Annotated in this window: 11 protein-coding genes; 5 read left to right on the top strand and 6 right to left on the bottom strand. The window is 41.6% G+C overall.

Features of this window, described 5'->3' with window-relative positions:
- The first annotated feature begins 298 nt into the window (after positions 1–298).
- A complete protein-coding gene (locus ACTJJG_RS09220) occupies positions 299–1,387 on the top strand; it encodes a YjgN family protein (RefSeq protein WP_002120508.1) in 1,089 nt (362 codons plus the stop codon).
- Positions 1,388–1,407: 20 nt separating this feature from the next.
- A complete protein-coding gene (locus ACTJJG_RS09215; RefSeq protein ID WP_069119147.1) occupies positions 1,408–2,496 on the top strand; it encodes a M48 family metallopeptidase in 1,089 nt (362 codons plus the stop codon).
- Positions 2,497–2,519: 23 nt separating this feature from the next.
- On the opposite strand, the gene ACTJJG_RS09210 is transcribed toward ACTJJG_RS09215, so the two are convergent.
- Positions 2,520–2,837 (bottom strand): hypothetical protein, encoded by a 318-nt coding sequence (locus tag ACTJJG_RS09210; RefSeq protein WP_081318434.1) that lies wholly within the window; start codon positions 2,835–2,837, stop codon positions 2,520–2,522.
- A 529-nt stretch (positions 2,838–3,366) separates the two neighbouring features.
- On the opposite strand from ACTJJG_RS09210, the gene ACTJJG_RS09205 reads away from it, so the two are divergent.
- The gene (locus tag ACTJJG_RS09205) at positions 3,367–4,644 is read left to right on the top strand and encodes a tyrosine-type recombinase/integrase (RefSeq protein ID WP_032051454.1); all 1,278 of its coding nucleotides are present in this window, start codon (positions 3,367–3,369) and stop codon (positions 4,642–4,644) included.
- Between the two features lie 3 nt (positions 4,645–4,647).
- Here the strand turns inward: ACTJJG_RS09205 and ACTJJG_RS09200 are convergent, their stop codons facing one another.
- The 5 genes from ACTJJG_RS09200 to ACTJJG_RS09180 form a co-directional block, all read right to left on the bottom strand.
- Complete coding sequence (locus tag ACTJJG_RS09200) at positions 4,648–5,496, bottom strand: IclR family transcriptional regulator (RefSeq protein ID WP_032051453.1); 849 nt, start codon at positions 5,494–5,496, stop codon at positions 4,648–4,650.
- Positions 5,497–5,613: 117 nt separating this feature from the next.
- On the bottom strand, positions 5,614–6,831 hold the full coding sequence (locus ACTJJG_RS09195; RefSeq protein WP_032051452.1) for a CaiB/BaiF CoA transferase family protein: 1,218 nt from the start codon (positions 6,829–6,831) through the stop codon (positions 5,614–5,616).
- A gap of 12 nt (positions 6,832–6,843) precedes the next feature.
- Positions 6,844–8,046 (bottom strand): 3-oxoadipyl-CoA thiolase, encoded by a 1,203-nt coding sequence (locus ACTJJG_RS09190; RefSeq protein WP_032051451.1) that lies wholly within the window; start codon positions 8,044–8,046, stop codon positions 6,844–6,846.
- A 12-nt stretch (positions 8,047–8,058) separates the two neighbouring features.
- Positions 8,059–9,576 carry a 3-hydroxyacyl-CoA dehydrogenase gene (locus ACTJJG_RS09185; protein ID WP_032051450.1) on the bottom strand — a complete coding sequence of 506 codons (1,518 nt, stop codon included), beginning with the start codon at positions 9,574–9,576 and terminating at the stop codon, positions 8,059–8,061.
- Positions 9,577–9,579: 3 nt separating this feature from the next.
- Complete coding sequence (locus tag ACTJJG_RS09180; RefSeq protein WP_032051449.1) at positions 9,580–10,356, bottom strand: enoyl-CoA hydratase; 777 nt, start codon at positions 10,354–10,356, stop codon at positions 9,580–9,582.
- Positions 10,357–10,626: 270 nt separating this feature from the next.
- On the opposite strand from ACTJJG_RS09180, the gene ACTJJG_RS09175 reads away from it, so the two are divergent.
- Together ACTJJG_RS09175 and ACTJJG_RS09170 are read left to right on the top strand one after the other, a co-directional pair.
- On the top strand, positions 10,627–11,781 hold the full coding sequence (locus ACTJJG_RS09175; RefSeq protein ID WP_032051448.1) for an acyl-CoA dehydrogenase family protein: 1,155 nt from the start codon (positions 10,627–10,629) through the stop codon (positions 11,779–11,781).
- 200 nt (positions 11,782–11,981) lie between these two features.
- Positions 11,982–13,700 carry an electron transfer flavoprotein-ubiquinone oxidoreductase gene (locus ACTJJG_RS09170; RefSeq protein WP_032051447.1) on the top strand — a complete coding sequence of 573 codons (1,719 nt, stop codon included), beginning with the start codon at positions 11,982–11,984 and terminating at the stop codon, positions 13,698–13,700.
- Positions 13,701–14,036: the final 336 nt, after the last annotated feature.

Raw genomic sequence — 14,036 nt, 5'->3', positions numbered from 1 at the left:
GGTAAGATGAGAATATAAAAATGGTAAATGATGAAATTAATGATGTAGAAATTTTTTCTTAGAATTACTACTAAATTTACAATCACAATAAGTCACCGATGCCTTTAAACCTATTATTTATACTTCTCGCGATAAGCTTTCTGCTCGAAACAACTCAATAAGAATATAATGGTAAAAATAGTTGTTTGCTTTTCATTCTATTTATTTCAATTTATAAAAAACATATAATATTCTCAATAGTTTTCTAATTATCTATTACATTCAATCAAGATCATATATTTTCAATAAAGAGAATAAAATGCAAGACCAAGCTTTAACCTCTCTTCCTCAAGATGTAAATGAGGATCAAAATATTACAACTCCACCAATTTCACACTCAGGAATTCATCATTTTAAGTTTCATGGGAATGCCTCAGAATATTTTGGAATCTGGATCGTTAATATTCTTTTGACTATTATTACTTTAAGCTTATATGCACCTTGGGCTAAAGTTCGTCGCTTACGCTATTTCTATGGCAATACAGAATTTTTTGAACGCCGCTTTGATTTTACAGGGATTCCAACCAAGATTTTGATTGGACGTTTAATTGCATTAGGAATTTACGTCGTATTTGCAATTTCATCACAGTATTCAATGATTGCGACTGTGGTTGGGCTAGTTGCATTATATGCAGCAGTACCTTGGCTAATTCGTGCTACTTTGCGTTTTACTGCAAGAAATAGTAAATTCGGCAACGCACGTTTTTATTTTGGTGGAACAATAAAAGAATCTTATAAAGTCTTTCTTTTGAGTATATTGGTATATATTTTTACTTTAGGAATCTTTACACCTGTAGCTATTTGGCTATATAAAAAATATTATCTTAACAACTTATATGCTGGACAATTAAATTTTAAATTAAACGCGAAATGGTCTGCATATATGGCTGCAGTTTATATACCAGTTTTTATTGCAATTGGTATAATTGCTATTTTTTCAATCATTTACTTTGCTATGGCAGGAACAATTTCTGGGTTCTCACCAAACGCTATATTCTTCGGAATATTTACGGTATATGCACTTATTGGATTATTTATTTATCCATTAATTGCTGCTCGTATTTTTATTACGACATGGAACAATACTACAATTGGGAACAGTCAATTTAAAACAGACTGTAACCAATGGCGTTTCGCATGGATTGTAGCCTCGAACTGGATTGTAAAAATCTTATCCCTAGGTTTAATGTCTGCTTGGGCTGCAGTTCGTATTCACAAATATCAGATTGAATCGATGAGTTTAATTTTATTAGATGATCCAGATCAAATGATGAATCTAGCTCAACAAGAGCAAAGTGCTTTAGCTGAAGAAATCAGTGATATTTTTGATATCGACATCTCTTTATAACAATCTGAGTTTAATAATTTATGTCCCACGCAGTAGATATCACTTTCTATGATGGCCTAGTGTCTAAACCATACCCTGCTCAGATTTCAGCTCAATCTGAATCTGAAGTTCTAATTCGGTATGGTGAGCAATTAGAACTTCAGCGTCATTATCAATATAGTGATATGAAATTGATTGGTGCGCTGGGACAGTTACACCCAGTAATTGAATTATCTGATGATGCACGGATTGAATTTCATAGTGCACTACCTGAATGGTTTAATTACACAACTAAAAAGGTTCAACATTCGATCTGGAAATTTGAACGCTCTCCGGGTCTTATTCTTTTTAGTGTAATTTTTGTGATTACTTTTGCGATCAGTCTAGTCAAATGGGGTGTTCCAGCAACATCCCATTATCTTGCTTTTCAATTACCTGAGAATACTTTAAAGAAACTAGGTGATGAAGCAGAGAATTATGTATTAAATAATTGGACTGCACCCAGCCAATTAGCACAAACCCAAAAAGATCAAATTACTAAACAATATTTGAATACTGTTGCTGAAAACAAACCAGCTAAATTAGTCTTCCGTAAAGGCGATCAGTTAGGGGCTAATGCTGTAGCGCTACCCAATAATACGATTATTATCACAGATGAACTGATCAAATTGGCACATACGAATCAAGAAATCTTAGGCGTATTAGCCCATGAACAAGGCCATTTGGTTTATCGCCATAGTTTGCAACAAGGGTTAACGAGTTTAGGCCTAAGTATATTATACATTGCAATGACAGGAGATAATTCAGACTTATTTACGTCCTTACCTGCCGCTATGATTGGTGCAAATTACTCACGTAAATTTGAATCCGAAGCCGATCTATATGCTTTAGATTTGATGGATAAGAAGCATATAGAAGTCTCGCACTTTGCAAATTTCTTACAACGTTTAAGCGATACAACAGAAGAAGGTATCGATAAAAAGAATCAGGCCAACCCAGCAACTTCTCAAGAAGAATCTTCAGCTAATAAACTATCTACAGCTGTTCTTGATGCTTTATCCTCACATCCTGCAACCGAAGAGCGTATTCGAATGGTTCATGATTTTGAGAAAAAACAGAAAGGTGCATAAAATAATTTATAGGTACACAGAGTCTATCTAGAAAATTTATGGTCTTTAGGAAGTGGAGCATCACATGGTTGATCCGTCTTTACATTGACCATTTTCACAGGCCCATCATTGTAGATTGTTACCTTACAGCCTTTTACAACATATTCCTGTTGAATGCCACCATACATTTCATCCTCAGAAACAGCAGATGCAACATCACATGCCTCGTCAGCACGGCATATATACTCTTGCCCACCTACAGCTTCTGCTCCAGCAGCTTCCATTACATCTACAGCACTCTCCTGTACTTCAGCATCTACAGCCTGTATTTTTGCTGCATACGTATTTGAAAGATTTATCATAAGAAAAATTGCAAGAAATAACTTACTACAGTGATTTATTAGATTCATGAACTATCCATACCTATTAATTGAAATTCGGTACATATCAGGCGATTTTAATTTGCAAGTTAGTGATGCAAAGGGCTTAGTATTATAAGGAGCTATTCTACCCATAATTATACATATAGCAGCAATATTCGTCCCGAAAGAATTCATCAAACAATTACAAGATATTGACCATTATGAGGGTGCGATTAACTACACAATATAAAATTAAACTGAAATCAAAATCTGTCTAACATAATCCAAATTTTTATGGAGGGTAAGATGAGGGATAAAATAATAGATATAAAAAAAGCCCCTGCTATTAACAGGGGCTTTTCGAATTTGGCGGAAGCGGTGTCCGTCTAACAGCAGTCCAAAGCAATCTAACACAATATTAAAATAAATTATTTTTCATATACTTAATAATTTAATCATCCAAAACCGTCTTGTCTAATCCAATCATTTCCAGTATTTTATGAGGGGTAGGTTGTGGGGTAAAAATAATATGCCAAAGAAATCTAAAGAGCTATCTGCTCTCAGTGTAGCAAAAATCAAAAAGACTGGTCGACATTCTGTAGGCGGTGTTGATGGCTTATATCTAAATGTCGAGGGTAATTCCCGTGTCTGGATTTTGCGTGCTGTTGTGGGTAAACGGTTGGATAAAGATGGGAAGCTAAAACCTCATCGCCGTGATATTGGTATTGGTCCCTACCCTGAAGTTTCTTTAGCAGAAGCTCGTGCTAAAGCCACTGAATTAAGATTACAAATACGAAGTGGTGTTGATCCAATTGCACATAAACAGGAACAGCTCGACAAGCTTCATATTCAAAAGCTTAGAAACAAGACATTCATTGAATGTGCAAAAGTCGTTATTGCTAATAAAACTCGTGAACTCAAAAATGAAAAGCATATCGGACAATGGACATCTACATTAGAAACCTATATCTACCCAACTCTAGGTGATATCAGTATTGGCACAATTACTAAAGTTGATATTGCCGAAGTTCTTAGACCTATCTGGATTGAAAAGAACGAAACAGCTAAACGTATTCGTGGTCGTATCGAAACTATTTTTGATTATGCTAAGGCTATGGGATATTTTGTTGGCGATAATCCTGCTGAATGGAAAGGTAATCTAGAACCAATCTTAGGTAACTTAAAGCAAGAATCACGCCCTCATCCATCTTTACCTTACGAACAAGTTGCTGGGTTTATCCAGCATCTGAGACAGAAAAAAGGGATTTCACCTAAAGCTCTAGAATTTGTAATTTTAACTGCCTGTCGTTCTGGCGAGGTTTTTGGTGCAACATGGCAAGAAATTGATTTTAAGAATAAAGTTTGGATCATTCCTAAAGAAAGGATGAAAGCAGAAAAAGAACACCGTGTTCCCCTATCCCAACAAACCATTAGTTTGCTTGAATCAATTCAAGAATATACTCAACCTCAAGACTTCATTTTCCCTGCTCCTCGTAGTGGCGAAATGCTTTCGGATATGTCCTTAACAACCTTAATCAAGCGGATGCACGAACAAAAGTTAAAAGAAAATGGCTTAGGCTATATTGATCCTAAACAAAATCGAGTGATTACAACACATGGTTTCCGTTCAACATTTCGTGATTGGTCAGCCGATAAAACTGATTATCCTCGTGAAGTCTGTGAGCATGTACTAGCACATAAACTACCCGATGAAGTAGAAGCAGCTTACTTACGTGGAGCTTATCTTGAGAAAAGGAAAAATTTGATGGCTGATTGGGCGAGTTATGCCACATACATAGAAGCCTGACATTCAGCCAATTTCCGCTTTAATATTATTCACCATCAGAATTAATCTTGGTGCAATATCTTCTTCCAGTTTCTCACGGCTTAATACAAAACTTGGCCCACCACAATTGAATACTAAAAGTCCGTGTTGTTCATGCAATAAGGGGACAGCAACTGAATTTACATCTTTCTGCCATTCTCCAATCGAAAAACAACAGCCATAATCTTGGAAATCTTTAAATGCTTTGTCTAACTCTCGATTAATTTTAATCCAGTCATCTTTATTCTTTTCCCGAATGGCATTTAACAGAAAATCGCGCTCATCCGCAGGCATCGCAGCGAGACAAGCCCTGCCCATGGCACTTAAATGGATCGGCAAATAAGTACCGACTGGACGGCGCATTGTTACATTACCTTTACCCTGCACCACATCTAAATAAATCATATTCAGCCGATCACGTGTGGCCATGGCAACCGCTGCACCAGCATAATCTGCTAGCTCCTGCATATGAGGATGGGCTATCGAACGAATCGAAACATTGGCAAGCATTGAATAGCCAAAAGACAGTACCCCTGATGACAATTGAAATTTATTCGAGTTCGGTACTTGCTTAATATATCCTAAACGTGAAAGGGTATGGGTTAAGCGGGTAATGGTCGCTTTAGGTAATCCTGTCATCTGGGACAATTCCTGATTACCTAAATGTTGATATTTGGGTGTAAAGCAACGTAATAATTCTAATCCTCTAGCTAATGCGGTCACATATTGACGGTCATTTTCATCCTGCATATCTTCAATCGGATTCAATAATTCATGACGTAATGGCGCCAAAAGATTTTCTGTCTGTTCTGAATCAATCACGTCATTCGTCATATTATTCCTGCCTAATTAAGCATACTTTGTTCCGCACTGCGGAAATTATAATTCATTTATTATAATTAGGGCAAAGGATAGTCTTCGACAGAATCTCCTTTGCCCAATATTTAAATATTACCCGATGATACCTCTCTGCCTAAGTTCAGCAATCTTTTCTGCATCCAGAATGCCACTTAAGATTTCATCAGTATGTTCACCCAGCATTGGCGGTGCTTTCTTATATTCCACCGGGGTGCGTGACAGTTTAATGGGTGAACCAATCACCGTTAACTTCTCCTTCAACGGATGCTTCATATCAACCAACATATTGCGCGCAATCACCTGAGGCTCCTCAAATGCTTGCTGTAAATTGTTGATTAAACCCACCGGAACTTTTATCGTGTGAATCGCATCTACCCAGTGCCGTGCAGAATTGGTTTTAAAATGGGTGCCGAGTAATTTATCCATCTCTTGACGATGCTGGATTCGTAACGCATTGCTTAAGAAACGCGGATCATTCTGCAGCTCCGGCAAACCAATGGCCTGACACAGCGCAACGAATTGCTTGTCATTTCCACAGGCAATAATAAAGTCCTGATCGGCTGCTTTAAACACTTGATAAGGCACAATATTCGCATGTGCATTGCCATAACGTCCAGGTACTTTACCCGAAGATAGATAATTCATGCCTTGATTGGCTAACGTTGCAACCTGTACATCTAATAACGCCATATCAATATACTGACCCAGACCTGTCATGGTGCGGTTCAAAAGTGCTGCTTGAATCGCAATGGTGGCATAAAGCCCAGTCGTCAGGTCGGCAAAAGCCACACCCACTTTTTGCGGCCCACCGCCCGGAAGGTCATCTTTCTCTCCGGTCACAGACATCAAACCGCCCATACCTTGAATGATAAAATCATAACCCGGTTCTGGCGCACGTGGACCGGTTTGGCCAAATCCGGTAATCGAGCAATACACTAATTTCGGATTAATCGCTTTTAAGCTGTCATAATCCAGACCGTACTTTTTCAGTGAGCCCGCTTTGTAGTTTTCAATTAAAACATCCGAACCTGCTGCCAGTGTACGAACTAATTTCTGACCTTCCAGTGTGGCAATATCAATTGCGATAGAAAGTTTATTGCGGTTAGCAGACTGGTAATAGGCAGCTTCCTGCGTATCTTCACCCTGATCATCCTTCATCCATGGTGGTCCCCACAAGCGGGTATCATCACCTGTTTTGGGACGTTCAACTTTAATCACTTCAGCACCCAAATCCGCCAGAATCTGACCACACCAAGGACCTGCCAGTACGCGGCTTAAATCCAATACGCGAATACCTTCCAATGCACCCATTTTTTATTCCTTTTATGTGCGCTCAATCACCATGGCGAGACCTTGTCCCACACCAATACACAAACTGATTACAGCATATTTTTTGCCGCTACGTTGTAATTCACGTGCTGTCGTTAAGGCAAGACGCGCTCCAGAGGCTCCTAATGGATGTCCGACTGCGATTGCTCCACCATTTGGATTAACACGTGGGTCATCAAAATCGATATCCAAACCTTTTAGACACGCCAATACCTGAGATGCAAAGGCTTCATTGATTTCAATAATATCCATGTCATCTAAAGTGAGATTGGCACGTTTCAGCGCGAGTTTAATGGCATCTACAGGACCAGCACCCATAATACGCGGTTCAATTCCTGCAGCACCAGAAGACAGGATTTTGGCCATCGGTTTGATTCCCAGTTTTTGTTCAGCCGCAGTAGAACCAATAATCAGGGCAGCTGCACCATCATTGACGCCGGATGCATTACCCGCTGTCACCACGCCACCTTCAAATAAAGGCTTGAGCTTTTGCAAGGCAACAAAATCTGAACTTGGACGTGGATGCTCATCGATTTCCACCAGTTTTGGAGACAATTTACGCCCTTGAGACACCTCAACACCTACGATTTCACCAGCGAAAAAACTTGCTTGTTTGGCAGCCTCATATCTCGCTTGGGAAGCGGCTGCGAAACGGTCTGCATCTTCACGCGTTACACCATATTCAACCGCCACGTTATCGCCCGTTTTAGGCATCGTGTCATCACCGAACTGCTTTTCGATTGCCGGGTTCGGGAAACGTGCACCGATAGTTGAATCAAAGACTTTAAGATCACGGCTGAACGATGTTTCTGATTTGGCAAATACAAAAGGAGCTCGAGACATGGATTCCACGCCTCCGGCCAGGATGACCTCACCCTCCCCACAGCTAATTGCACGTGCAGCATCTATCAACGCAGCAAGGCCGGAAGCACATAAACGGTTAACAGTTTGTGCCGGAGTTTTTACATCCAGACCTGCCAATAAGGTCGCATGACGCGCAATGTTACGGCTGTCTTCACCGGCCTGATTGGTATTACCCAGAATCACATCATCAAAGATATTGGCTGGAAGGTGATTTTTTTCTACCAGTGCCTTGATCACATGCGCTGCCAGATTGTCTGGACGGATAGAGGATAACGCACCTGCATGACGGCCAAATGGAGTACGCAGGCCATCGTAAATATAGGCATTTAACATTGTATTAATCCTTTAAATTGTTGAGGTATGAAGCAAAGACAAGTTTAATCGGGCGCGACGCTGCAACCATGGACTTGGACGGTAACGTGGATCACCTGTGTTCTTCGTAATACGTTCCAGAATCTGCAGAATACGTGATGCACCCAGTACGTCCCCCCATGAGATCGGACCATGTGGGTAGCCCAAACCAAGTTTCACTGCCTTATCAATATCTGCTGCAGTTGCAATACCTTGTTGTGCGATATCGCAGGCCAGATTGATTACCATGGCTAATACACGCTGCGCGACAAATCCCATGCTTTCATCAATCACACTGACACCATGGTTATTGGCCGAAAAAATTGTATGTGACTGATCAATATAAACTTTTTTGGTTGCAATCGATGGCATCAAGGTTCGGTGGTTCGCAAAATCGGTGAGCATATCGATACTAACTGCTCGTGTTGCATCGACACCAAAACGCAAAGCTGCAGATGTCGTGTCTTCACCGTAAGTAGCCAGTAAAATTAAACTATCTGCACCCGGTTGCGTGGCTGTATCTAATGTTAATCCTTGCGCTTGCAGATAATTTGTTAGGATGGCTGCATCCTGCTCTAAATCTGTTTTGATCCAGACCGCATTAAATGTTGAAACCTGAGGTACAGTCTGACGAGGCTCTTCATTGATTTTTACGCCATCAACGTATTTGTAGAAACCCTCACCGACCTTACGGCCGACTTTTTTACCTGCCAGCATCTGACGAGTTAAAGCGCTCGGGCGGTAACGCGCTTCCTGATAAAACTGATTGAAAATGGACTCCATCACCGGATGAGAAACATCCAGTGCCGTCAAATCGAACAGTTCGAGTGGTCCCATGCGGAAACCAGCTCCTTCGCGTAAAATCCGGTCAATTTCACTGGGTGAAGTCACACATTCGCCCAGTATTTTCAGCGCTTCAGTACTATAAGCACGACCAGCATGATTAACGATGAATCCTGGTGTATCTTTAGTCCGGACACCCAAATGTCCCATGCGGTTCGCCAGATCCAGTAAGTCGACTACGACTTGCTCATCTGTAGCCAACCCCGCAATCACTTCCACAATTTTCATCAGTGGAACCGGATTGAAGAAATGGAAACCTGCGATACGGCCCTGATGCTGACACGCAGATGCAATTGAGGTCACAGATAGTGAGGATGTATTTGAAACCAGAATAGTTTCTTCAGCCACAATCCTTTCAAGCTGTTTAAACAAAGTTTGCTTGATTTCCAGATTTTCAATAATTGCTTCTACGACCAGATCAACGCCAGCAACCTCTTCAATGCTTTCCAAGATAATCAATCGGGCTAAGGTATCCACAAGCTGCTGTTCGGTTAACTTTCCTTTAGCAGCTAGTTTGTGCAAGGTTACTTTTAATTTTTCCAAGCCTTGCTCAGCAGCGCCGGGTTTAGCATCAAATAAACGGACCTCAACACCCGCCTGTGCTGCAATTTGCGCAATACCCATTCCCATTACGCCTGTGCCAATCAAGGCCATTTTTTGAATCGTCATGACTTATTTTCCTTGATATTGAGGGCTTCGCTTTTCGAAAAAGGCATTGACGCCTTCTTTTTGATCTTGTGTATCAAATAAAATTTGGAAGGCTTTACGCTCTAATGCCAAAGCACCATCGAGTGGCATATTGGCACCTAGTGTTGTGACTTCTTTGATCTGTTCAACGGCAATCGGTGAGAGTTGGGCAATCTGTGTCGCAATTTCAACCGCTTTAGCAAGGGTTTGATCATCCTCAACCACTTCGGAAACCAACCCCATTTTGTCAGCTTCTTCTGCAGAAAAGATCTTTCCTGTTAACACTATTTGCATGGCTTTAAACTTCCCTACCGCACGCAGTAAGCGTTGGGTACCACCAGCACCTGGCATCAGCCCCAATTTGACTTCAGGCTGACCAAACTGGGCTGATTTTCCGGCAATAATGATGTCTGCATGCATTGCAAGTTCACACCCACCACCCAATGCATATCCATTCACAGCAGCCACAATCGGTTTAGGGCAATCAATAATGGCCCGCCAGTACTGTTCCGTATGGCGTAAATACATGTCTACGGTTTTTGCAGTGGTGAAGTCCCGGATATCCGCACCTGCTGCAAATACTTTTTCACCACCAGTAATGACAATTGCGCGGACTGTATCAGATGCAGCGAGCTGCTCAAACATTGCTGCGAGCTGTTGGCGCAGTTCCAGATTCAATGCATTTCTAGTATCTGGACGATGTAGTTCAACAATGGCCACACCATTACTTTGAATATCTAAATTCAATATTTCATTTTCCATAACAACCTACATGTTTCGCATAGCGGTTTATTTAAACCAAATATACCTGTTTTTTTGCAACAATAAAGCCCACAGGAACATAGTTTTAAATTAAAAATTGGCTAAAAATATTTAAAAAACACAAATAAAATACCGCACAGCGGTATTTGATATCAATATTATTGCATTTATTTTTCCATTCTGTCATATTATTTTCATTCCAAAGCATTAGATCACCCCTGCATGAAGCAGAGATGGCTAAATTTACCTATCTAATACAAGGGCTTAAAAATGATTCGCGATCAAGACACATTAAATCAGCTGGTTGACATGATCCGTCAGTTTGTCGATGGCGTTCTTATTCCCAATGAAGAAATTGTTGCGGAAACCGATGAAATTCCAGCTGAAATCGTGCAGCAAATGAAAGAACTGGGTCTTTTTGGTCTCACCATTCCTGAGGAATATGAGGGTCTTGGCCTGACCATGGAGGAAGAGGTTTACATTGCATTTGAACTGGGACGTACCTCTCCTGCTTTCCGTTCACTGATCGGCACTAACAATGGGATCGGTTCATCAGGCTTAATTATTGATGGCTCCGAAGAGCAGAAACAGTATTTTTTGCCACGTCTGGCAAGTGGTGAAATTATTGGTTCATTCTGTTTAACTGAACCTGATTCCGGTTCAGATGCTGCCTCTTTAAAAACCACAGCGGTGAAAGATGGTGATCATTACATTTTAAATGGCACTAAGCGTTACATCACCAATGCACCGCATGCGGGTGTCTTTACTGTCATGGCACGTACCAGTACCGAAATTAAAGGTACAGGTGGAATTTCAGCCTTTATCGTGGACAGTAAAACTCCTGGTATTTCCTTGGGTAAACGTGATAAGAAGATGGGCCAAAAAGGTGCACATACCTGTGATGTGATTTTTGAAAACTGTCGTATTCCTGCATCTGCACTCATTGGTGGTGTTGAAGGTGTAGGTTTTAAAACTGCAATGAAGGTACTTGATAAAGGCCGTATTCATATTGCTGCATTAAGTGTAGGTGCTGCTACGCGTATGCTGGAAGATTCCCTACAATATGCCGTTGAGCGCAAACAGTTTGGTCAAGCGATTGCGAACTTCCAGTTGATTCAAGGTATGTTAGCCGATTCTAAAGCTGAAATTTACGCAGCAAAATGTATGGTATTAGATGCTGCCCGACTTCGTGATGCTGGACAGAATGTCAGCACGGAAGCATCTTGTGCCAAGATGTTTGCCACTGAAATGTGTGGCCGTGTCGCAGATCGTGGCGTACAGATCCATGGTGGTGCGGGTTATATCAGTGAATATGCTATTGAGCGTTTTTACCGTGATGTACGTTTATTCCGTTTGTATGAAGGTACAACGCAAATCCAACAGGTCATTATTGCCCGCAATATGATCCGTGAAGCGACTCAATAATTGTATAACAGGTATTGAGTGTATCTAAAAGGACGGGATTAGTGATTTAAGCTATAACTTGAATACTAATCCTGACTTTTTGATGGCAAGGCTATAAAACCTCCTAGCTCATTTTATCTCTAAGCTAATCACAGCTGAAAGATATTTTCAGTCTTCATCCTTACCAGACAGTTCACAATACAAAATTGGATTTTATGAATATGCAAGAACAAGAAATCGAACGCGAATCAATGGAGTTTGACGTCGTGATTGTCGGCGCAGGACCGGCCGGTCTTTCTGCAGCGATCAAGATCCGTCAACTTGCAATTGAAAACAACCTGAACGATCTGTCGGTTTGTGTGGTGGAAAAAGGCTCTGAAGTCGGTGCGCACATCTTGTCCGGTGCGGTACTGGAACCACGTGCCATGAATGAGCTGTTCCCGAACTGGAAGGAAGAAGGTGCACCTTTAAATGTTCCAGTGACCGAAGACAAGACCTATTTCCTGCTCTCGGATGAAAAATCACAAGAAGCGCCACACTGGATGGTGCCTAAAACCATGCATAACGATGGCAACTATGTTATCTCGCTCGGCAACGTAGTGCGCTGGTTGGGTCAAAAAGCGGAAGAGCTGGAAGTATCTATTTTCCCGGGCTTTGCCGCTGCTGAAATTCTGTACCATGCAGATGGTTCGGTGAAAGGCATTCAAACCGGTGACATGGGCATTGGCAAGGATGGCGAACCGACCCATAACTTTACTCCGGGCTATGAACTGCATGCCAAATACACCCTGTTTGCTGAAGGCTGCCGTGGCCACCTCGGCAAGCGTTTAATTGCCAAATACAACCTCGATAAAGATTCAGATCCACAACATTACGGTATCGGTATCAAAGAGCTGTGGGAAATCGACCCGGCGAAACACAAGCCAGGTCTGGTGATGCACGGTGCCGGCTGGCCATTGTCTGAAACCGGTTCTTCAGGCGGCTGGTGGTTGTATCATGCGGAAAACAATCAGGTGACTTTGGGCATGATCGTCGATCTGTCTTACACCAACCCGCATATGTATCCGTTTATGGAAATGCAGCGCTGGAAAACCCATCCGCTGATCAAGCAGTATCTGGAAGGTGGCAAACGTATTTCTTATGGCGCGCGTGCGGTAACCAAAGGCGGCTTTAACTCGCTACCGAAATTTACCTTCCCGGGCGGATCGCTGATTGGTGACGATGCCGGCTTCCTGAACTTTGCCAAAATCAAGGGCTCACATACCGCGATGAAATCCGGCATGCTCTGCGGTGAAGCAGTGTTTGAAGCCATTGCTGCCGGTGTGGAAAAAGGTGGTGACCTTGCGGTTGCGCGTGTGACGGAAGGCGAAGACTTGTTTGCCAAAAAACTGACTTCTTACACCGACAAGTTCAATAATAGCTGGCTGAAAGAAGAGCTGTACAACTCGCGTAACTTTGGCCCGGCCATGCACAAGTTTGGTCAGTGGCTCGGTGGTGCGTTTAACTTTATCGACCAGAACGTGTTTAAGGTGCCGTTTACCCTGCATGACCTGGTGACGGATTTCGGTGCGCTGAAAACCGTCGATGCGGTGAACTTCAAGCCGAATTATCCAAAACCGGATGGCAAACTGACCTTTGACCGTCTGTCTTCGGTGTTTGTATCCAACACGGTGCATGAAGAAAACCAGCCAGCGCATTTAAAACTGACTGACACTTCGATTCCGGTGAATGTCAACCTGCCAAAATGGGATGAACCGGCGCAGCGCTACTGCCCCGCGGGTGTATACGAAATCATGGAAAATGATGACGGTTCGAAACGCTTCCAGATCAATGCAGCCAACTGTGTGCACTGCAAGACCTGTGACATCAAGGATCCTTCACAGAACATCACCTGGGTAACACCGGAAGGTGGTGGTGGTCCAAACTATCCGAATATGTAAGTCTAATCACTTCAAGGAAGAGGTTTCCCATTTCCCTTCTTTCTAGCAGATGAAGAAGCTTGCAACTAAAAGAGATTGTTTGGATCAGTTACCCAAAATCGTTGAAAAGATTTTAACTCTTCGATTTTTATTTTTTAGGTAATCCTAGCCCTCTCGGGGGCTAGGATTAAAAATTTTAAGTTATTCCAACACGAATGACAAATTGTTCAATGCAAAATAAAAACATACAATATATAAATATATTTTTTAATTAAAACATAAGATTACAATAAAATAAGAATTTTTATTTGGAGTTTGTTTTTTTTCTACAATGATCATTATGTACAATTTTTAGGT

Source organism: Acinetobacter sp. 22512 (assembly GCF_052044755.1).
Lineage (GTDB): Bacteria > Pseudomonadota > Gammaproteobacteria > Pseudomonadales > Moraxellaceae > Acinetobacter > Acinetobacter pittii.
Note: the sequence above shows the minus strand (reverse complement) of the source record. Positions and strands in the feature narration are given on the sequence as shown.

Excerpts from the sequence above, each read along its gene's own strand:
- ACTJJG_RS09220 (WP_002120508.1), top strand. The coding sequence starts at position 299 with ATGCAAGACCAAGCTTTAACCTCTCTTCCTCAAGATGTAAATGAGGAT.
- ACTJJG_RS09215 (WP_069119147.1), top strand. The coding sequence starts at position 1,408 with ATGTCCCACGCAGTAGATATCACTTTCTATGATGGCCTAGTGTCTAAA.
- ACTJJG_RS09210 (WP_081318434.1), bottom strand. The coding sequence starts at position 2,837 with ATGATAAATCTTTCAAATACGTATGCAGCAAAAATACAGGCTGTAGAT.
- ACTJJG_RS09205 (WP_032051454.1), top strand. The coding sequence starts at position 3,367 with ATGCCAAAGAAATCTAAAGAGCTATCTGCTCTCAGTGTAGCAAAAATC.
- ACTJJG_RS09200 (WP_032051453.1), bottom strand. The coding sequence starts at position 5,496 with ATGACGAATGACGTGATTGATTCAGAACAGACAGAAAATCTTTTGGCG.
- ACTJJG_RS09195 (WP_032051452.1), bottom strand. The coding sequence starts at position 6,831 with ATGGGTGCATTGGAAGGTATTCGCGTATTGGATTTAAGCCGCGTACTG.
- ACTJJG_RS09190 (WP_032051451.1), bottom strand. The coding sequence starts at position 8,046 with ATGTTAAATGCCTATATTTACGATGGCCTGCGTACTCCATTTGGCCGT.
- ACTJJG_RS09185 (WP_032051450.1), bottom strand. The coding sequence starts at position 9,576 with ATGACGATTCAAAAAATGGCCTTGATTGGCACAGGCGTAATGGGAATG.
- ACTJJG_RS09180 (WP_032051449.1), bottom strand. The coding sequence starts at position 10,356 with ATGGAAAATGAAATATTGAATTTAGATATTCAAAGTAATGGTGTGGCC.
- ACTJJG_RS09175 (WP_032051448.1), top strand. The coding sequence starts at position 10,627 with ATGATTCGCGATCAAGACACATTAAATCAGCTGGTTGACATGATCCGT.
- ACTJJG_RS09170 (WP_032051447.1), top strand. The coding sequence starts at position 11,982 with ATGCAAGAACAAGAAATCGAACGCGAATCAATGGAGTTTGACGTCGTG.